Genomic DNA, 19,138 nt, shown 5'->3' with positions numbered 1-19,138 from the left:
TGCCCTTCCTCACCCAGAGGACCACGTCCCGGCGAAGTGATCGTACGAAGCAGCGGCCCCCGCGGCCTCCACCACCTCCCGCCCAACGGAGAACTCCCTCCCCCTGGCAGAGGGATCGGGGGAGGCAGCGGCCAGCAGCTTCGTGTACGGGTGCCGGGGCTCCAGGATCACCTGGTCGGCAGGCCCCCGCTCCACCACCCGCCCCCGGTACAGCACCAGGATCTCATCGGAGAAGTGCCGAGCCGTGGCGAGATCGTGGGTGATGTACAGGACCGCCAGGTCCTCCTCCCGCTGCAACCGCGCCAGCAGCGTCAACACCCCCAACCGGATCGACACGTCCAACATGGACACCGGCTCGTCCGCCACCACGATCTCCGCCCCTGGAGCCAACGCCCGTGCGATGGCCACCCGCTGCCGCTGCCCACCGGACAGCTCGTGGGGCCGCCGCGACGCGAACTCCGGCGGCAGCGCCACCCGCTCCAGCAGCTCCCGCACGAGAGCCGCCGTCTCCGCACCCCCTCGGGCCCTCCCGTGCAGGGCCAGCGGCCGGGCCAGGTGGTGCTCCACGGTGTGGAACGGGTTCAACGAGGCGAACGGGTCCTGGAACACCATCTGCACGCGGTGCCGGTACTCGCGGTCCGCCAGCACGGCCCCGTCCCCGACCACGATCTCCCCGGACGACGGCTTCTCCAACCGGGCGATCATGCGGGCGATGGTCGACTTCCCCGACCCGGACTCGCCCACCAGCGCGACCGTCCGCCCTGCCGACAGCGTGAACGACACCCGGTCCACCGCCCGCAGGACCGAGCGCCGCAACCCGTTCCGGACCGAGAAGTCCTTCACCAGCTCCCGAGCTTCCAGCGCGCTCATCGCACCCCTCCGTCCAGCGCGGGCGTCCCGCGCACGAACGACCCGCGGTCCCCGGTGAGGCTCGGGAACGAGTCGAGCAGCTCGCGCGTGTACGGGTGCCGGGGCCGGAGGTTCAGCTCCTCGGCCGTGTCCAGCTCCACGACCTCCCCGTCCCGCATCACCGCGATCCGGTCCGCGATCTCCAGCAGCAGCGGCAGGTCGTGCGTGATGAACACGACCGCGAACCCCAGCGAGTCGCGGAACTTCAGGATCTCCAGCAGGATCCCCCGCTGCACCACCACGTCCAACGCCGTCGTCGGCTCATCCATGATCATCACCTGCGGGTCGAGCAGCAGCGCCATCGCGATCATCACGCGCTGCCGCATCCCGCCGGACAGCTCGTGCGGGTAGGCCCCCAGCCGGGCCGGGTCGACCCCGACCAGCCTGAACACCTCGACGCACCGCGCCCGCCGCTCCTCCCGCGACATCTCCGGCCGGTGCGTCAGCAGCACGTCGTCGAGCTGGGCCGCCACCGACGTGACCGGGTTCAGCGCGTTCATCGCCCCCTGGAACACCATCGACAGCTTCGACCACCGGAACGCCCGCAGCTCCTCCACGCCGAGCCCGAGCACGTCCACGTCGGTCCCGTCGCGGTCGTGGAACGTCACCGCCCCGGACGTCACCTCCGCGGGCGGCTCGTGCAGCCGGCTGACCGCGTACGCCAGGGTCGTCTTCCCGCACCCGGACTCGCCCGCCAACCCCAGGACCTCCCCGCGCCGCAACGTCAACGACACGTCCCGCACGGCGTGCACGGGCTTCTCCCCCTGGTACACCACGGACAACCCCGACACCGTCAGCACCGCGTCGTCCTCCCCGCGCGAAGCGGGGGCGGCGGCCACCGTCGAGGCCACCTTCCCCGGCTTCCGCGGCACGTCCCGCAGCTTCGGGTTGATGATCTCGTCGATCGAGAAGTTCACCAGCGACAGCCCGCACCCGAACAGCGCGATCACCAGGCCCGGCGGCACGAACCACCACCAGGCCTCGCGCTGGAGCGCGAACCCGTTCTGCGCGTAGTACAGCATCGTCCCGAGCGTCGACGAGTTCGAGGCGCCGAGCCCGAGGAACGACAGCCCCGCCTCGCTCAGGATCGCCAGCACCACCGCGAACACGAACTGCGACGCCAGCACCGGCAGCAGGTTCGGCAGGATCTCGACGGTGATCACCCGCCAGGCCCTCTCCCCCGCCACCCGCGCCGCGGCCACGTAGTCACGGTTCCGCAGCGACAGCGTCTGCGCCCGCAGCACACGGGCCGACGCCGCCCACCCGGTGATGGCCAGCACGATCGCGATCGTCCACGACCCGCGCTGCGCGGCGGGGACGAACCCGGCGATCACGATCACCAGCGGCAGGCCGGGGATCACCAGCATCACGTTGGAGAACAGCGAGAACGCCTCGTCGACGATCCCGCCCGCGTAGCTGCCGACGATCCCGAAGATCGCGGACAGCACCGTGGCCAGCACCCCGACGACCAGGCCGATCTGCAACGACCCCCTGGTGGCGTAGGCGATCTGCGCCACCACGTCCTGCCCGGTCTGGGTGGTGCCGAGCCAGTGCTCGGCACCGGGCGGGGTGAGGCCGGCGTCCCGCACGGTGTTCGGGTCGCCGACCACGAGCGGCCCGACGAGCCCGAGGAGCACGACGCCCCCGATGAGTCCCAACCCGACCGCCAGCTTGGGCGACCAGCGCGGCAGCACCCGCCGCTTCACGTCCGCCGTGGACATAGTCAGCCGCTCCTCATCCACCGCTGACGCGGGTTCGGGGGTCGATCAGGGTGTAGAGCAGGTCCACCACGAGGTTCGCGCCGAGCACGGCGACGGTGATGACCAGGAAGATCCCCTGCATCAGGGCGTAGTCGTTGTTCTGCACGGCCTGGAGCAGCTTCGAGCCGATGCCGGGGTAGGAGAAGACCTGCTCGGTGATGATCGAGCCGGACACCACGAACCCGAGGGAGGTGGCGAACCCGGCCACCGACGGGAGCACGGCGTTGCGGGTGGCGTACCGGATCATGATCCTGCTGTCCCGCAGCCCCTTGGCCCGCGCGGTGAGCACGTAGTCCTCGGACATCGCCGACACCATCATGTTGCGCATCCCGAGCAGCCAGCCGCCGACCGACGACACGACGATCGTCAGCGCGGGCAGCGTCCCGTGGTAGACCGCCGACGACAGGAACTCCGCGTCCCACGAGGGCGTGAGCACCACGTCGTAGCCGCCGGTGAGCGGGAACCAGCCGAGCGCGGACGCGAACACCGCCACCAGGATCAGCGCGAGCCAGAAGTACGGCACCGCCGACAGCACGGTCGTCGCGGGCACGAGCGAGTCGAGCCACGTGCCGCGCTTCCAGCCGACCAGCGCGCCGAGCGCGATGCCGACCAGGAACGACAGCAGCGTCGCGATCCCGACCAGCACCACCGTCCACGGCAGCGAGGACGCGATGACCTCGGACACCGGCGCCGGGAACGCGCTCACCGAGACGCCGAGGTCACCGCGGACGATGTTGCCCAGGTAGGCGAGGTACTGGCTCACGACCGACTCGTCACCGCCGGTGCCGAGCAGCAGCTCGAACGACCTCCGCGCCGCCGGGTCGATCGACCCGCCGCGCTGCTGGAGCTTCGCCAGCAGGATGTCGACCGGGTTGCCCGGCATCAGCCTGGGGATGACGAAGTTCAGCGTGAGCGCCGCCCACAGGGCGACCAGGTAGAACGCGAACTTCCGCGCGTAGTACCTCATCGGTGCGCTTCCCCCGGTCCCGCGCGCCTCACCTGCCCGCGGGCTTGAGCTTGAGGAAGACCTCGGAGTTCTCCGGCCGCGACCACACGGCGGGGAAGGCGTAGAGGTCGTCCTCGGTGGGCCAGCCGGTGAACTTCTCGGCGTTGTACTCGCTGGCCGTGCCGCCGGTGAGGATCGGGATGTAGGGCATGACCTCCTCGATGCGCGTCTGGATCACGTCGAAGTGCGGCTGCCGGGCGGCGGCGTCCTTCGGGTCGATCCTCTTCAACGACGCCAGCGCGGCGTCGAGCGCGGCGTCCTTCATCCGGCCGAAGTTCGGGTTCGCGATCTCGCCCGCGGGCGCGGTGGTCGCGCTGCTGAAGAAGTAGCTGTAGGTGTAGAACGGGTCGGGCGCGGGGCCCTGCTGGACGGCGTCGATCAGCAGCTCGTACTGGCCTCGACCGCGGGCGTCGGACCACTCGTTCCAGGACAGCTGCTGCGGGGTGATCTTGATCCCGACCTGCTGGAGCTGCTGGCCCATCGTGTCCACGGCGGTGATGTAGTCGGTCCACCCCGCGACGACCTTGACCGTCAGCTCCAGCGGCTCGCCGTCCTTCGCGTAGATCCCGTCGCCGCCCCTGGTGTACCCGGCGCCCTCCAGCAGCCCGGTCGCCCTGGCCACGTCCGGGCTCATCGGCGCGGTCCTCTCCTTCAGCTTGGCCGAGACGACGCCCTCGTCCCGCCGCACCAGCGCGAAACCGGGCGAGACCTCGCTGGCGGTGCCCTCGAACGCCAGCGCGTTCACCTGGGAGCGGTTGACGCCGTAGTAGATCGCCTTGCGCACGGCGGGGTCGGTCTGCGCGCCCGTGCAGCCCAGCTCGGCGTTGGAGCAGGTGAACAGCGCGGCCTGGTTCATCGGCGTGATGATCGCCTTGTAGCCGGGGTAGTTCTTCTCCACGTTCTCGATGTCCGGCACCGGCCCGGTCTGCCAGTCGACCTGCCCGGCCTTCAGCGCGTCGGCACCGGCCTGGTTGCCCGACAGCGACAGGTAGCGGATCTTCTTCACGGCCGGCTCGCCCGCGTAGTAGCCGGGGTTGGCCTTGAGCGTGAACGCCTGCGGCTTGAACTCGTCGAGCAGGAACGGCCCGGTGCCGACGGGCGACTTCACCGGGTCGGTCGCGGGTGTCGCGATGTCCTTCCACAGGTGCTCGGGGACGATGAAGATCTTGCCGAGCACCTGCGGGCCCTCCATGAAGGCGGGCTCGTCGAACGCCACCACCACGTGGGTGTCGTCGACCGCGGTCGCCCGGCCCTGGTAGCCGGTGGAGTTCATCGTCTTGTTCTTGGTGATCATGTCGAGCGTGAACACCACGTCCTTCGCGGTGAACCTCTGCCCGTCGGACCACGTGGCGTCGTCGCGGAGCTCGATCGACAGCTCGGTGCCCTCGGCGTTCCAGGAGAAGGACTTGCCGAGCCTGGGCCGGGGCTCGACGTCCTTGATGACGTTGAAGAAGAACAGCGGTTCGAAGATCGTGCCCGGTCCGTCGATGAGCGTCGGCGAGAACGGGTTGAAGTTGACCTGGTAGTCACCCGACTGGCCGGTGTAGACGACGAGGGTGTCCGCGTCGGCCGAGCGACCGCTGCCGGAGGACCCGCACCCGGCGGCGATCAGGGCGACCACGGCCAATCCCGCCGCCGCGACGCGGGAGCGCTGTGCCTTCAGGAACATCGTTGATCCTCTCCTGGCTGGGTGGCAGCGACCGGCCGTCGACGCGCGAGTCGCTGCGGTGGGAAGATTGTTAAGTCAGTGAAGAAACGAAGTCAATACCTCTGGCCCGCTCCGGTGCTACCGCCGATCGGTCCTGTCGCCGCCGGCCGCTTGCTACCCTTCGACCGTTGAACGAAGTAAGTGCTGGCCACACCACGGAGGACCAGTGACCGGTCAGGCCCGGACGACGCTGCACGCGAGCAGCAAGGCGGCGGTGCTCGACGTCATCCGCGCGGCGGGCACGATCAGCCGGGTGGGCCTGATCAACGCCACCGGCTTCACCGGCGCCACGATCTCCACGGTCGTCCGCAGGCTCATCGACGAGGGCCTGGTCCTGGAGACGGGGCGGGCCGAGTCGACGGGCGGCAAGCGCCGGGTGCTCCTCCAGCTCAACCACGCCTCGCGCTACGCCATCGGCGTCCACCTCGACCACGCGGGCATCACCTACGTGCTCACGAACCTGGGCGGCGCCGTCGTCGCCCGCATCACCAGGCCCGGCGCGGGGGCCCAGGAGCCGCCCGAGGTGGTCGCCAGGATGGCAGCCGAGGTCACCGCCCTGGTGGCCCGCGTCGGCGTCGACCAGGACCGGGTGCTGGGCATCGGCCTCGTCTCCCCCGGTCCCCTCTCGGCGGCCACCGGCATGGCGCGGACCCCACCGCCGATGCGCCGGTGGGAGGACTTCCCCCTCGACCAGGCGCTCGCGGGCGCGACCGGCCTGCCGGTCCTGCTGGACAACGACGCCACGGCGGCGGCGCTGGGCGAGCACTGGTCGGGCGGCATCGGCGGCACGTCGACGTCCGCCGCCCTCTACATGGGCTCCGGCATCGGAGCGGGCCTGGTCATCGGCGGCATCACCTACCGCGGCACCAGCGGCAACGCGGGCGAGATCGGCCACACCTGCGTGGACGCCCTCGGCCCCGAGTGCTGGTGCGGCGCGCGGGGGTGCGTGGAGAGCCTGGCGGGCCCGGCGGCGGTGGTGGCCGCGGCGCGGGCGGACCAGGTCCTGGCCCGCATGGTGGGCCTCACCGGCACGAAGCGCTCCCGTCCCTCGGTGGCGGCGGACTTCGCGGCGGTCAGCCGCGCGGCCAGGCGCGGCGAACCGCAGGCGCTGGCGATCCTGGAGCGCTCGGCGCGGTACATCGCCGTCGCGGCGCGGACGCTCGCCAACCTCGTGGACCTGGACGTCCTGGTCCTCACCGGTCCCGGTTTCGCCGTCGCGGGCTCGGTGTACCTGCCGATCGTCGAGGAGGAACTGGACCGGGCCTTCTTCGCCAGGGCGACCCACCGGGTGGACGTGCGCCTGTCCCGCTCGGCGGCGACGGCACCGGCCATCGGCGCGGCGGCGATGGTCCTCCAGTCGGAGCTGGTGCCGCTGCACGAGGGCATGCGCCTGCCGGAGAACCTCTCGGCGGCCGAACCGGCGTTCCTCACCCCGCCCAGCGCCTGACCACCGGTTCAGTGGTGGTGGTGGCCGGGCACCATCGCCGTGTACACGCACCCGTCGGCCTCGGCAGGCTCCGGTGACAGGGCCGTGGCGTCCACCGGCGTGCAGTGCAGGTACCGCAGGCCCAGCCGCTCCAACCCCGTCGTGGCGCTCAGCGCGAACCCGTCGCCGAACGCGAAGTCGGGGTTGTCGGTGACCTGCCCGGACGCCAGCGCCGCCTTCCACGACTCCTGGAAGTCCTTCATGCGCCCGGCCTGGAACACCACCAGCCCCAGCTTCTCGTAGGGAGCGACGGAACAGGTCCCCCACTCGGCCACGAACGGCGCGTACAGCTCCGCCCGCAACGGCCCCACGAACTCGGCGAACTCCTCGACGGACGCGGTGCGCACCGGCGCGCACTCCCCCGTCCTGGCGTGCACCCACGTCCCGACCCCGGCGGCCGACCCGGTGTCGGGGTCGACGGCGGAGCACGCCGCCGACCCCGACACCAGAGCCGCGATCACCAGGGTCACACCGAGCCGCACGACGCCCCGTTGAGGGTGAACGCGCCGGGGCTCGCCGGGGTGCCGGACGCGGCCCCGTTGAACCCGAAGCTGATCGAGCCGCCCGCCGGGATGGAGGTGTTCCAGCTGACGCCCTTGGCCGTGGCCGTCCCACCGGACACCGCGACGTCGGCCGACCAGGCGCTGCTGATCGTCTGCCCGCTGGGCACGTCCCACACCAGCGACCACGGGCTCACCGGGCTCGTCCCGGTGTTCTTGACGACCACGTTCGCCGTGAACCCGCCCGACCACACGCTCGGCGTCGTGTACGTGACCGCGCACGTCCCCGGCGAGGAGCCCGGCAGGGTCGTCACCGACACCGCGGACGACGGCGGTGACGTGTTGCCCGCGGCGTCCTTCGCCACCACGTAGAACGAGTACGCCGTCGCACCGGTCAACCCGGTCACCGACGCCGACGGCGAGGTGGTCGACGCGACCAGCACGTCGGTCGCCCCGGCCTCCCGGTACACCTGGTACCCCGTGACGCCGACGTCGTCCGTGGCGGCGGGCCAGGACAGCGCCACCGAGTTGGCGGCGGCCGTGGCCGTGGGGGTGCCGGGGGCGCTGGGCGCCGTGGTGTCGCCGGGGTTCCCGCCGCCACCGTTGAACACCACGTCCGAGCAGCTGTAGAACGCCTCCGGGCTGTCCGACCGCTGCCAGATCGAGTAGATCACGTGCCTGCCGGACTTGTTCGGCAGCGTGGCGTTCCAGGAGTACTCGCCGTTGCCCAGGGGCGGGTTCACCACCGTGTTGAACGGCGCGGCCTCCAGGTCCGACCACCGGAGCGGCTGGTTGGGGTTGTAGCCGTCCTTCGTGACGTACTGCTCCCACGTGCCGGGGTGCGGGGCCCACGCGTTGTACTTGATCGTGATCGTGGAACCCGCCCGCAACGACGTGGTGGGCCAGTCGCTGCGGCCGAGGTTGTAGGCGTCGAACTTGGTGGTGGGGCCGCACAGCTTGCCGTCACCGATGATCTCCCGGTGCTTGCCCGCCGCCTGGCTGATCAGGTTGCCGAACCAGTCCCACAGCGGTTGCTTCCCACCGGCCGCCACCGCCGCGACGCACGCGGGGTTCGTCGGGTTGAGGTCGCCGCCCCCGCTGCCCGCCCGTCCGTCCTCGTAGCACGCGTAGGTCCGGCTGGCCGGGAAGGTCATCGACCCGTGGGCCAGCGCGACCCCGTTGGGCATCAGCACGGTGGTGACGGCGGCGACGCCGACGACCACCGCACCCGATGCGATCATTCGCCTGAAGCGCAACGACTTCTCCTTTCGATCACGAGCCGGTGCACGCGGCACCGTTGAGGGTGAAGGCGGTGGGGACCGCGTTGGTGCCGGTCCAGGACGCGTTGAAGCCGAAGCCCACCGAGCCGCCCGCCGCGATGGCGGCGTTGTACGGCACGTTGACCGCCGACACCTGCGTGCCGGACTGGCCGGCGGTGGCGTTCCACATCTGCGTCACGGTCTGGCCGTTGGCGAAGGTCCAGCGCAGGGTCCAGCCGTTGACGGCGGCCGTCCCGGTGTTGCGGATCGTCACGTCCGCGCCGAACCCGCCCTGCCACTGGCTCGCGACCTTGTAGCTGACGGCGCACGCGCCGGTGCCGCCCGCCTGCGTGGTGAACGTGGCGGTGCCGGAGCGGGCCGACCGGTTGCCCGCCGCGTCGCGGGCGTAGACCGCGACGGTGTAGGCGGTGGAGGCGGTCAGCCCGGTGAGCGTCGCGGACGCCGAGGCCGTCGACGCGAGGGCCGATTCCGTGCTCCCGCTGACCCGCACCACGTCGTAGCCGGTGACGCCGACGGCGTCGGTGGAGGCGGTCCAGGAGAGCGCGGCGCCGCTGGAGGTGACGCCGGACGCGGACGGGGTGCCCGGCGTGGTCGGCGGCGTCGTGTCGGTGGGGCCACCGCCGCCGAAGACGGCGGCTTCCCGCGAGGTCTGCTTGATCCCGTTGGCGCCGTTGAAGATGCGCTGCCCCCACGAGGTGAGCTGGGAGGCGTCGAAGCCGGTGGCCATGTCGAGGTACTCGACGCCGCCGCCGTTGCCGCTCCACGACCAGCCGAGGTAGCCGATGCCCCGCGACTGCGTGTAGGAGAAGATCGTGTCCTCGTCCGGGTCGCCGTCGGAGTGGTTGTGGCCGAACTCCCCCACCAGGATCGGCAGTCCGGCGGTCCGGAACCGGCCGAGGTAGTCGGTGATCTCGGCGGCGGTGTCGAACACGCCGTACATGTGGACGGAGAACATCGTGTTGCGCAGCGGGTCGCTCGCGAACACCGAGGCGGCGTTGTCGCGCATGGTGAAGGACCAGTCCTGGCCCCAGTTCGGGGCGTCGACCACGAGCGTGTGGGTGAACCCCGCTGAGCGCAGCCTGCCGATGGCGGTCCTGGTGTCGGCGGTCCACGCGGAGGTGTTCGTGTTGCCCCACGGCTCGTTGCCGATGTTGAGGATGACGTAGGCCTCCTGGCCGGTCATCGCGCTCTGCACGCTGATCCAGTAGTCGACGGCCTTCGCCAGCGACACCGCCGCGGCCTGCTCGCCGTAGCCGGTGGTGTCGTGCACCTCCAGCACGCAGATGAGCTTGTTCGCCTTGCACTGGGAGATCACGTTCGCCACGTCGGCGGCGTCGTTGCGCGTCCACTGGTCACCGCTCGACAGCACGACGCGGACCGTGTTGGACCCCAGCCTCTTCACGTCCGCGAGCGCTTGCGCGGTGCGGGACGTGTACCAGGTGTGGGCGTGGTTGACGCCGCGCATGATGAACTCGGCGCCCGTCGCGTCGTACAGCTTGCCGCCGGAGATGGAGAACCCGGTGGCGGCGGCGTTCGACGCGGACGCGGGCTGCGCCGTGGTGAGCGACGGTGTCACGAAGAACAGGGTGGCGAGCAGCGCGCTCGCCAGTGCGATCGACTTCCTCATCGGCAGGGACCTCTCCTGAGGCTGTGGAACCGGCGCGGGGCGCCTGAGCGCGCAGTACGCCCCGCACCGGAATCAGGGCTGGGGCTCGACGCCCCAGGTGAGCACGCCGCCCGTGTAGGCGGTCACGCGGTCGTGGTCCGCCGGGGTGGCGGAGACCCGGTAGCTGTGGTCGTCGGACTGGTCGAACGCGGACCAGTCCGACTTGGCGAAGCGGAGCTGGACGTCACCGCTGGTGGCACCCGGCGCGACGCTGCCACCCGTGAAGGTGACCTGGAGGTAGGCGTCGGCCCCGGTCCTGGCGGTCGGGAGCCGGACCACCTCGGCCCTCACCTGGGCGCAGCCGACCACGGCCCAGTCGCAGAACGCCTGGTAGGTGGGCGAAGGAGCGTCGCCGGTGAACCAGTACCGCAGCGTCACGCCGGTCAGCGGCAGAGCGGTGGTGCCCCGGTTGGCGACCTGGAGGACGGCGCGGACCTGGCTGTCCCGCGGTCCGCCGTCACCGCGCTGGAGCACCGCGACCGAGCCGCCACCGCCACCGGACGTGGTGGTCACGTCCAGCGGGGTGGTCGCCGCCGAGGTGTTGCCCGCCGCGTCGCGGGCGCGCACGGCGAACCGGTACGCGGTCGAGGGCGTCAGACCCGTCGCGGTGTAGGAGGTCCCGCTCGGCGTGCCGACGACGGTCGACGTCGACCCGTCGACCCGCAGCACGTCGTAGCCCGCCACGCCGACGTCGTCGGTCGACGCCGTCCAGCCCAGCGTGAGGCTCGTCCCGCCGACCGCGGACGACGTCAGTCCACCCGGGACGGTCGGGGCCTGCGTGTCCGGCGTGCTCGTGCCGTCCGGCGCGGTGCCCCACACGGTCCGGCCGTCCTGCACGAGGACCATCCGGGACGTGGTCGTCGGCGTGACGTTGCCGACCGGCAACCCCTGGTAGGACCAGTCGTTCGTCGGGTCCCAGGTGCCGGAGCTGGTCAGCCGGAACTGGACCTCCTTGCGGTGCGCCGACTGCCCCGCCGGGGCGACCCCGGTGCACGGGACCTCGACGTAGTAGACGTTCCCGCTGTGCCGCAGCGGCTTCGACGCCGCACCGCACTGGTTGTAGTTGGTGGTCACGGTGATCTGGTCGGCCGTGGTCGTGCCGTCCAGGGTGAAGTAGTAGCGCAGGGAGCCGGTGAACGTCCTGGCTGGCCACGCCGACCTGTTGAGCACGTAGGACTTGATCTCGGTGAACAGGGTGCTGCTCTGGCTCACCGCGGCCTGCGTGGTCAGCTCGGGCCCGTCCGCGGTCTCCGCGACCGGGAAGTTCGCGAGCGGGGTGCCGCCGTACTCGCCGTAGAGGCGGGCCAGCGCGCCGGTGAAGGCCGCGTTGTAGTCCAGCGCCACCTCGTTGGCCACGTAGTCCTGCCTGCTGTCCACGTAGGCGTCGTTGTTCGTGCTCGGACCGCCGACCAGCGCCCCGTACAGGACGTGCCTGCTCGTGACGGGGTCGGCGATGCTGTCCGACCACGACCCGTGCGCGGTGCGGTGGTGCGGGTTGCGCGGCGGGTTCACCCCGAAGCCGACGACGTAGCTGGAGTTGCGGGGGTTGTCGCCGAGCGCGTAGTTCACCTGCCGCACCGCGAAGTCGTGGTAGGTGGTGGCCCGCGCGGCGTCCCTCGTCCTGAGCCAGTCGCCGTGGACCAGCGCGACGAACGCGGTGTTCGCCGCGTACCGCAGCGAGCCCCACGTGTCGAGCACGGCCTGGCCGCCGGGCGAGTACCGCACCCGGTTGCCGTTGTAGCCGGTGGTCCAGAAGTCCAGCCAGCGGTTGGCGTCGGTGAGGTAGGTCTGCTCACCGGTCAGGTGCGCCATGAGCACGTAGGCGCCGTAGGACTTGTCGTCCCAGGCGATCGTCCACCTGTAGGACCGCTCGGTGCTCTGCGGCTCGGTGCCGAGCTTCGGGTACTCGGCCTTCGCCTTGGCCAGGTAGGCCGCGTCGCCCGTGGCGCGGTAGAGCCAGATCGCGCCCCACACCAGCTCGTCCTGGTAGCCGCTCCAGGAGTTGTAGTAGTTGGCGGCGTCGGTGATGCAGGAGCTGTACTTGCCGCGGTAGGTGTCCGCGAACGAGTAGAGCTGCTTGGCGTGGGTGATCAGCGTGGCCGCGTAGGCGGGGTCGGTCGGGGCGAACACCATCGAGCTCGACGCGAGCGCCGCCGCGTACTCCCCCGCCAGGTCCGAGCCCGGGCAGGACGCGTCGACCTTGTAGGCGGGCCGGGCCATCGGCATGACCTCGGCGGGCCCCCACCAGGCGTGGTCGGGGTTGCCCGACCCCACCTGGCCGTAGACCACGTTCGGCGACGGGTGCGCCTCGATGATCCAGTCGGTGCCCCACTTCAGGTTCGACCGCAGCGCGGCGAGCTGCCCGGAACCCGTGTAGGCCTGCCGGTTCTCGACCGCCCCCCACGCCAGCATCGACACGCTGGACGCGAAGGGCAGGCCGAACTTGACGTGGTCACCCGCGTCGAAGAACCCGCCCGACAGGTCGAGGCCGACGTCCGCGCCGTCGGTCAGCGCGGAGTCCCCGCGCCACGACACCCGGTTGTCGGCGGGCAGGTCGCCCGCCCGCTGGGCGTCGTAGAACCAGACGGACTTCTGCAGGGCTTCGCCGTAGTTGAACGCGGGCGCGGCGGACGCGTCCGGCGGTGCGGGCGCCACCAGCCCCACCGCCGCGAGTACCGCGGCGGTGAGCCAGGTGAGCGATCTCGTCGTGCGTCGGTGCACGGGAGCCTCCGGGGGTGCGGGTAACGGTGGTCGGGCCTACGTGCACGCCTTGTCGTTGACCGTGAAGGCGGTCGGTCTGGTGTTCGTGCCGGTCCAGCTCGCCGTGAAGCCCACCTCGGCGGTGGCGCCCGCGGCGATCGTGCGGTTGTAGGGGGCGTTGGCCACCGAGACCGCCGCACCGGACTGCGTCACCACGCCGCCCCACAGGCTGCTGATCACCTGGCCGCTGGCGAACGACCACTTGGCCGTCCAGCCGTCGATCGGCGTCGTGGAGCCGTTGGTGATCTCGACCTTGCCCTGGAACCCGCCCTGCCACTCGCCCGTCACGGTGTACCTCACCGCGCAGCCGGTCGACGGCTGCGGGGTCGTGGTCGTGGTTGTCGTGGTGGTGGTGGTCGTGGTGGTCGTCGTCGTGGGTGTGCCGGACGCCTCGCCCAGGACCACGCCGCGCCCGTTGGTGCCCAGGTAGACCCGGCCGTGGACGCGCGGGTCGCCGGTGATGGCGTCGCCGATGTTGCCGTACTGGTGCTTGTCGTCGTTGATCCGCGTCCACGTGCCGCCGGTGTCGTCGGACCGGAAGACCCCGCGCACGCCGCCGACCGTCGCGATGGCGTACAGCGCCGGGTAGGTCCGGCCGGGGGCGGCCTTGCCGAAGCCGATGTTGCTCGACTCCGCCACGGACGTGGACCTGGTGAAGGTCGCGCCGGAGTCCGTGGAGCGCCACAGCCCCGCGCCACCGGCCAGCCACACGTCGCCCTCGCGGCCCGCGACGGCCTTGAAGTGCGCGCTGTCGGGCAGACCGGTCGCCGGGGACGCGGTGAACGTGGCCCCGCCGTCGACGCTGACGTAGAACCTGTTCGCGGCGAACCCGTAGAACTTGCGCGGGTTGACCCGGTCCGACTCCACGACAGCGCCCGCCGGGATGCCGGACGACGGCTGCCAGGAGTTGCCGAAGCCGGTGGAGTGGTGCACCCCGGTGCCTGCCGGGCTCCAGACGAACCGGCTCCCGTCGGCCGCGGCGGCGACCGTGCCGCCACCCGTCACACCGCCCGGTTCGGTGCCCTGGAACCAGTTCGAGCCGCCGTCGGTGGAGAACGCGACCCGGTTGTCGTTGGGGCGGCTCGACTTGTCGAACTGCCCGACCCGCACCACCGTCGCGGGCGTCAGCTCGGCGTGGTCCAGGCTCGTGGTGGAGGTGAAGGTGGGCTGGGTGAACACCCTGGCGGGCACGGCGTCCAGCCGGTCGTGCCGGAAGCCGCCGATGTCGCCGAGCCCGCTGATGAGCGGTGCGCCGGAGGGTGGGCTGATCAGGTCCAGCACCGCGGTCTCCTCCAGACCCGCGACCATCGGCGTGATGGTGATCTTGCCGCCCGTGTCCCAGGTGGTGAGGTTCCTGGTGCCGTAGACGGTGGCACCGGTGCCGTACATCATCCGGTTCGAGTCGAACGGGTCGATCTCCATCGACTCGGTCATCCACCCGAGCTTCGGCGTGACCTCGGGCGGCTGCGGGTTCATGCCGAGCGACAGCCACGGCACCGCCGAGATGTCGTGCGTGTAGCGGGTGGAGCGCTCGGGGTAGTTGGTCCAGTCCCAGATCCGCGTCCAGGTCGCGCCGGAGTCGGTGCTGCGGAAGAAGACGACGTCCGGCCACCAGGCGATCTGGGTGGCGACCATCAGCGTGCCGGGGCGCGAGCGGTCGACGGTCAGGCCGCTGTAGCCGAAGGAGTTGTCCGTGCTGCTCGACGGGATCGGACTGATCTGCGTCCACGCGCCGGTGGCCGTGTTCAGCCTCCACACGTCGCCCTTGGCGCCGTCGTACGGGCCGCCGGTGTCGCTGGTGGCGAGGAAGAGCTGCCCCGCGCCGTCCAGCACACCCTTGTGCGGCAGGAAGCCCGTCGGCTGCCCGGCCACGCGCGCCCACGTCGTGCCGCCGTCCGTGCTGCGGTAGACGTTGTTCTGCTTGTCGGCCACGCCGACGTAGATGGTCTTGGTGGTTTGCCCCGCGCTGCCGGTCCGCGGGTCGAACGTCACCCAGAGCACGCCCTGGTTGTCGTTGAGGTAGCCGTTGGGGTCGTTCGGGTCCTGGGCGTAGTCGCCCGCGTTCGGGAACGCGGTCACCCTGCTCCAGGTGACGCCCGAGTCCGTGCTGCGCCACAGGCCGTTGCCGCTCGGCGCTCCCAGGTACAGGACGCTGTTGCGGTTCGGGTCGATGGCCAGCCGCTCGCCCATGCCGCGACCGGGCATGTTGCCGCCGAGCTTGAACGGCAGCGCGGTCTTCTGCCACGTCGCACCGCGGTCGGACGACCGCAGGACCGCGCCGTTGTTGGGGTCCCAGCTGTTGGTGTACATGCCCGCCGCCACGTACACGCGGTTCGGGTCGACCGGGTCGGTGGCGAGGCTCGCGACGCCGTTGAGACCCCAGTCGGTCAGGCCGACGTGGTCGAGCAGGGGGATCCACCGGCTCGTGGACTGGTTCCAGCGGTACGCGCCGCCGATGTCGGTGCGGGCGTAGACGAGGTTGCGCTCGGTCTGGTTGAACACGATGCCGGGGACGAAGCCCCCACCGGCGATCTCGACGTTGCTCCACGTGTAGCCGGCCTGCGCCTCGGCCGGAGCGGACCCGCCGACGTGCGCGACGACCGCCAGCGCGGCCGTCGTGACCGCGGCCAGCAGGCCGGCGAGCGCCCTCCGCCCGACGCGGGCGGTACGGGTCCCGGTGGAGCGCGGTGACGCGGTGGCGCCGGTGGCGTCGGCGCCGGGGCCAGGGCTCCGCCGGTGCTCCACCGTGGACCGGACCGGGTGGTCCGCCGCGGTGTCGCGCGGGGTCCTCGCTCTGTGCAGGGGGTATCGCACGAGTGCTCCTTCTCGAATGCGACGGCCCCATCATGGGAGCACCGCGAACTGGCGCGCGTCAAGGACTGAACCGGTTAATCGGTCAGCCACGAAGATGTTCTGAAGTCATTGCGGCACAACACTTATCGAATCTTTCGAACGCCATGTTCGACAATGTCCACACAGGACTGCGCGCGTCTTCGACAACGCTGTCGAGGACGTGCGGACGAGCCCGGACCACCGCCCCCCGCCTGCCGGGTTCGGGGGGCGGCGTCCGTCCGGGTGTTACCCGAACAGCTCGGTGTGCAGGGAGAACGCCGTAGCGATCTCGGCCTGCGCCCAGAACCTGTGGTACGTGAACGTCGGGGCGGCCCCGCCGTCCAGGTAGGCCTGGACCTTCGGCCACTCCGGGTCGGTCTTGAACTTCGAGCGGATCGACAGGAACGTGGAGTTCTGGTCGATCGCGTCGCCGTTCGGCATCTTCCCGGTCCAGCCCGGCGGGACGTAGGTGCCCTCACCGGTCGTGGCGTTGTACTTGTCGTCGAACCGGTTGTAGTCGGCCCGCGTCTCGGGCACCGCGATGCCCTTGTCGTCCTGGTGGGCCAGCAGCGCCGTCAGCAGCCCCTCGCCGACCGACTTGGCCTGCGCGTTGCCGGACTTGGCGGCGTAGTTGAGCAGCGTCTTGGCGTACGACGCCGCGATGCCCACGTCCTGGCTGAAGTTGAGCACCCTGGCCCGCAGGTTGGCGTTGGAGCCGGGCGTCGTCGGGTTCCAGGTGTCCGGCGCGCCGGTCCACTCGATGTCCGAGGGGATCTGGAAGTTCCCGTTCGCGCCGATCGTCGTGTTGGCGATGGCCCACGGCACCCACTTGTCGAGGATCTTCTTGGCCCGCGCGTCACCGGTCATCTGGTACAGCGAGGCCGTGCGCTCGATCCCCCACGCCTGGAAGCCGAACCACCGGTTGCTCGGCGGGTCGCGCCACACCGGGTGGGCGTCGTAGTACATGCCGTAGAACGTCGGCGTGCCCGAGGGGGGCGTGCCGTAGTTGCCCTCCCAGCTGTTCGTCACACCACCGGCGATGGCGCCGTCGGCGGACTGGAGCCACTGGAGCATCTCCAGCTGGCGGTCCAGGCTCTTGGCCCAGTCGGCCTGGCCGGTCGCGGACAGCGGCTTGAGCGACGGCGTGTTCGCCAGCGCGTAGGCCGCGAGCGGGTTCTGGTAGCCCTGGTGCGAGGCACCGTCGCCGATCCGCCACGCCCAGCCCGCGGACGTGTCGGTGGCACCGCCCCACGCGTAGTACCAGGACATCAGGTAGTGCGAGCTGTCCTTGCCGGTGCCCGCGGCGCAGCTCGTGGCCCCGACGCAGCCGCCGATCTTCTTGAAGTACTTGTCGAACATCGCGTACCGGAGGTAGTCGCCCATCTTGGACGCCTTCTTGATCTCCGACGCGATGTCGCCCGCCTTGCCCTGGGCGGTCGCCCACCGCTCGGCGAGCAGCGCCACCTGCACGGCGCGCGCGTCCGCGTCGGGGGCGTTGGTGTACTTCCACTGCTTGGCGTAGGACGCGTCCTTGGTGAACAGGTCCAGGTAGCCGTTGGGGCCGCCGTGCTTGAACGTGTCGCAGGACGGCTGCGGGATGGTCTCCCACACCGACTCCGACGACCCGCGCTGGTAGGTGTTGATGTAGGCGGGCGCGGTGGTGCCGTCGCCGCAGCGGCCGAAGCCGAGCGTGTTGTCCACGTCGAGCAGCCAGTGCATGCCGTAGACGTCCGAGGTGCCGTACGCGGTCTTCAGCTCGTTCGCGATCGGGTCGACACCCGGCTTCGCGTTCGAGTCGAGCACGGACGGGTACTGGTCCATCCTCGGGTGCTCGGGCGCGTAGGTGGCGGGCTTGGACGGGTCGTACTTGGAGTTGGTCGGCTGGTCCGCGGTGGCGGGGATGATGAACTTCTCCATCGACGCCCACGCCGACTTGAACGGGGCCCAGTCACCGGCGATCCGGCCGTAGCTGGCCTCCAGCCACAGGTAGTAGCTGAACGCCTCCGACGTCGTCTGGTGACCGTGGTCCGGGGCCTCCACCATCAGCGTCTCGATGGAGTGGTAGGGCACCAGCAGGTCGCCGAACTTGCGGAAGTAGCCGCTCGCCGGGTCCTTGATCTTGTTGTACTGGTCGAGGAAGGCCTGGTTGAAGTCCGATGTGGACGACGAGATCTCCTTGACCACCACGGACGCCGCGGTCTGGCCGGTGGCCGACGCCGAGAAGGTCGCGGTGCCGAGGTCGCCGCCGTTGGCCGCCGAGGTCACCGTGACGTTCTGCTTGGTGCTCCAGTTGGCGGTGGTGAACGTCAGCGTCGTCGGCGACGCCGTCAGGTCGGTGCTGCCGGAGTCCCGTGCGATCGTCACCGTGACCGGTGCCGACGGCTGGATCGCCAGCGAGACGCCGAACGTGCCGGTCGCGCCCTGCTTGACGCTCACGGCGTTGGGCGAGGCGAGGACGGCGGGTCCGGACAGGACCTTCACCGCGCTGGGGGTGGAGCTCGTGGTGGCGCCGCGGTTGTCGTAGGCGCGGGCGCTGATCGAGTAGTCACCGACCGGGACACCGCTCCACGACCCGGCGAACGGCGCGGCCGTGTCCGTGGCGAGCAGCTGGTCGCCCGCGTAGAACTCGACCTTGGCGATCGTGCCGTCGGCGTCCTCCGCCGACGCGGCGAGCGGGATCGTGCCCGGCGCGGTGTAGGTGGAGCCGACCGCGGGGCTGGTCAGCGAGATCGACGGGGCCCTGTTCGCCCCCGTGCAGGGGACGCCGTTGAGCGCGAAGTCCGTCGGCGCGGTGTTCGTCGCGCCCTTGCTGCCGTTGAAGCCGACCGACGTGGTGCCGCCGACGGGAATGGTGCGCGCCCAGTCGGGCGGGGTGACGGTGACCTTGGTGCCGGACTGGGTGAACGTGCCGTTCCAGCCCTGGGTGACCTTCTGGCCGTCGGCGAAGTTCCAGGTCAGGTTCCAGCCGGTGACGGCGTCGCCCTCGTTGCGGATGGTGACGTTCGCGCCGAAGCCGTTGTTCCACTCGTTGCTGATCTGGTAGTTCACCGTGCAGGCCACCGCCGCTTGCGCGACCCCGCTGGTCGCGGGCAGCACCGACGCGACGATCAGCGCCACGACGGTCAGGCCCGGTAACGGTCGCCTGAGGAGCGGACGTGCTCTGCCCCTGATCCTCATTCGGTCCTCCTCGATCTCGGGTCGCCGTCGACCCGTGCAGGGGTGCGCGCCGAA

11 protein-coding genes are annotated in these 19,138 nt (G+C 70.9%); 1 reads left to right on the top strand and 10 read right to left on the bottom strand.

What is annotated here, in order from left to right; translation table 11 throughout:
- Positions 1-9: 9 nt before the first annotated feature.
- Genes VFZ92_RS24225 through VFZ92_RS24210 form a run of 4 tightly spaced genes read right to left on the bottom strand, consistent with a single transcriptional unit; the run spans position 10 to position 5,344 of the window.
- Positions 10-870, bottom strand: a complete 861-nt coding sequence (locus VFZ92_RS24225; protein WP_330878316.1) for an ATP-binding cassette domain-containing protein — start codon at positions 868-870, stop codon at positions 10-12.
- Complete coding sequence (locus tag VFZ92_RS24220) at positions 867-2,630, bottom strand: dipeptide/oligopeptide/nickel ABC transporter permease/ATP-binding protein (RefSeq protein WP_330878315.1); 1,764 nt, start codon at positions 2,628-2,630, stop codon at positions 867-869. Before VFZ92_RS24220 ends, VFZ92_RS24225 begins: the two co-directional genes overlap by 4 nt.
- A gap of 13 nt (positions 2,631-2,643) precedes the next feature.
- Complete coding sequence (locus tag VFZ92_RS24215) at positions 2,644-3,636, bottom strand: ABC transporter permease (protein WP_330878314.1); 993 nt, start codon at positions 3,634-3,636, stop codon at positions 2,644-2,646.
- Positions 3,637-3,664: 28 nt separating this feature from the next.
- Complete coding sequence (locus VFZ92_RS24210) at positions 3,665-5,344, bottom strand: ABC transporter substrate-binding protein (RefSeq protein ID WP_330878313.1); 1,680 nt, start codon at positions 5,342-5,344, stop codon at positions 3,665-3,667.
- 205 nt (positions 5,345-5,549) lie between these two features.
- Here VFZ92_RS24210 and VFZ92_RS24205 point away from each other — a divergent pair, with 205 nt between their 5' ends.
- Positions 5,550-6,830 carry an ROK family transcriptional regulator gene (locus VFZ92_RS24205; RefSeq protein ID WP_330878312.1) on the top strand — a complete coding sequence of 427 codons (1,281 nt, stop codon included), beginning with the start codon at positions 5,550-5,552 and terminating at the stop codon, positions 6,828-6,830.
- An 8-nt stretch (positions 6,831-6,838) separates the two neighbouring features.
- On the opposite strand, the gene VFZ92_RS24200 is transcribed toward VFZ92_RS24205, so the two are convergent.
- The 6 genes from VFZ92_RS24200 to VFZ92_RS24175 form a co-directional block, all read right to left on the bottom strand.
- Complete coding sequence (locus VFZ92_RS24200) at positions 6,839-7,351, bottom strand: hypothetical protein (RefSeq protein WP_330878311.1); 513 nt, start codon at positions 7,349-7,351, stop codon at positions 6,839-6,841.
- Positions 7,336-8,625 (bottom strand): lytic polysaccharide monooxygenase, encoded by a 1,290-nt coding sequence (locus VFZ92_RS24195; RefSeq protein ID WP_330878310.1) that lies wholly within the window; start codon positions 8,623-8,625, stop codon positions 7,336-7,338. Before VFZ92_RS24195 ends, VFZ92_RS24200 begins: the two co-directional genes overlap by 16 nt.
- Before the next feature lie 16 nt (positions 8,626-8,641).
- Positions 8,642-10,276 carry a cellulase family glycosylhydrolase gene (locus tag VFZ92_RS24190; protein ID WP_330878309.1) on the bottom strand — a complete coding sequence of 545 codons (1,635 nt, stop codon included), beginning with the start codon at positions 10,274-10,276 and terminating at the stop codon, positions 8,642-8,644.
- A 72-nt stretch (positions 10,277-10,348) separates the two neighbouring features.
- On the bottom strand, positions 10,349-13,036 hold the full coding sequence (locus tag VFZ92_RS24185; protein WP_330878308.1) for a glycoside hydrolase family 9 protein: 2,688 nt from the start codon (positions 13,034-13,036) through the stop codon (positions 10,349-10,351).
- Positions 13,037-13,072: 36 nt separating this feature from the next.
- Complete coding sequence (locus tag VFZ92_RS24180; protein WP_330878307.1) at positions 13,073-15,889, bottom strand: cellulose binding domain-containing protein; 2,817 nt, start codon at positions 15,887-15,889, stop codon at positions 13,073-13,075.
- Between the two features lie 264 nt (positions 15,890-16,153).
- Positions 16,154-19,084, bottom strand: coding sequence for a glycoside hydrolase family 48 protein (locus VFZ92_RS24175; protein ID WP_330878306.1), 2,931 nt, complete (start codon positions 19,082-19,084; stop codon positions 16,154-16,156).
- Positions 19,085-19,138 lie beyond the last annotated feature (54 nt).

It is taken from the genome of Umezawaea sp., from assembly GCF_036375055.1.
Classification (GTDB): domain Bacteria; phylum Actinomycetota; class Actinomycetes; order Mycobacteriales; family Pseudonocardiaceae; genus Umezawaea.
This window is presented reverse-complemented; position numbering and strand designations above follow the sequence as displayed.

What these genes read in the sequence shown, in the direction of transcription:
- VFZ92_RS24210 (WP_330878313.1), bottom strand. Translation starts at nt 5,344, where the DNA reads ATGTTCCTGAAGGCACAGCGCTCCCGCGTCGCGGCGGCGGGATTGGCC.
- VFZ92_RS24175 (WP_330878306.1), bottom strand. Translation starts at nt 19,084, where the DNA reads ATGAGGATCAGGGGCAGAGCACGTCCGCTCCTCAGGCGACCGTTACCG.
- VFZ92_RS24220 (WP_330878315.1), bottom strand. Translation starts at nt 2,630, where the DNA reads ATGTCCACGGCGGACGTGAAGCGGCGGGTGCTGCCGCGCTGGTCGCCC.
- VFZ92_RS24190 (WP_330878309.1), bottom strand. Translation starts at nt 10,276, where the DNA reads ATGAGGAAGTCGATCGCACTGGCGAGCGCGCTGCTCGCCACCCTGTTC.
- VFZ92_RS24215 (WP_330878314.1), bottom strand. Translation starts at nt 3,636, where the DNA reads ATGAGGTACTACGCGCGGAAGTTCGCGTTCTACCTGGTCGCCCTGTGG.
- VFZ92_RS24225 (WP_330878316.1), bottom strand. Translation starts at nt 870, where the DNA reads ATGAGCGCGCTGGAAGCTCGGGAGCTGGTGAAGGACTTCTCGGTCCGG.